The sequence below is a fragment of the Haemophilus parainfluenzae genome, assembly GCF_003253005.1.
GTDB classification, from domain to species: Bacteria; Pseudomonadota; Gammaproteobacteria; order Enterobacterales; family Pasteurellaceae; genus Haemophilus_D; species Haemophilus_D parainfluenzae_M.
The window spans coordinates 1-946 of the sequence record NZ_QEPZ01000018.1 but is presented as its reverse complement, the minus strand read 5'-3'; the positions used below and the strand labels follow the sequence as shown (position 1 = coordinate 946).

The 946-nt window shown below is 42.1% G+C and carries 1 protein-coding gene and 1 pseudogene; both read left to right on the top strand.

Translation table 11 applies throughout. The annotated features are described in order from the left end of the window. A pseudogene (locus tag DPV97_RS09610) lies at window positions 1-237 on the top strand (IS3 family transposase); the annotation flags it as partial. Between the two features lie 224 nt (window positions 238-461). Further along, a partial coding sequence (locus tag DPV97_RS09525) for an IS3 family transposase (RefSeq protein WP_431830727.1) occupies window positions 462-946 on the top strand: 485 nt, incomplete at its 3' end.

The following is a 946-nucleotide window of genomic DNA, read 5'->3' as shown; positions in this document are numbered from 1 at the left end:
GGGACATGGTTGAAACGGTTTGAAAAAAGTGGCATAAAAGGACTTATTCCCCGTAAACCATCAGGACGACCGCCGATGAAACCCCAATATGCAAAAATGCCACCGCCACCCAAAACTGAAGAAGACCGTTTACGCCTGAGAATTTTACAGCTTGAAGCGGAGGTGGCCTACCTAAAGGAGTTGAGAAGGCTCAGACTTCAGGACGAAGCCGAGCAACGGAAATTATCCAAAGGTTAAGAACACGCTATCCGTTAAAATGGCTTTTAGGCTTTGCACAGTTAGCGCGTAGTACATTTTTTGCGAAACTTCAGATTAAACCGGATAAGGATGAGTTGTTGAAAAAGACCATTCAACGCATCAAAGCCAATCATCCTGATTATGGCTACCGACGTGTTCATGCCTACTTGCCAGGCGTGAATCATAAAAAAGTTTAACGTTTAATGCAGACACTTGGGCTTCAAGTGCGGTCAAGAAAAAGCAAGAAATTTACGACCTATCGAGGCACGATAGGGGTGATAGCACCGAATCATCTTGAACGCGATTTTAGTGCAACGGCCCCGAAACAAAAATGGGTAACTGATATCACCGAGTTTAAGGCGAAAGATGGGAGTAAAGTCTATTTATCTCCAATTTTAGACTTATTTAACAATGAGGTAGTCTCCTATAATCTCAGCTATTCCCCAAACTGGGCGCAAGTAGAGGACATGTTAATGCAAGCCGTCAAAGGATTAAATAAAGCTTGTGGTGTCATTTTACATTCAGACCAAGGCTGGCAATATCAAATGGTAGCTTATCGTCGAATTTTAGCTGAACATGGCATTATTCAAAGTATGTCGAGAAAAGGGAATTGCTTGGACAATACCGCAATGGAAAGTTTCTTTGGGCGATTAAAAACAGAATGTTTTTATGGTCGGGAATTTAACAGTAGAGAAGAGATAGTTGATGC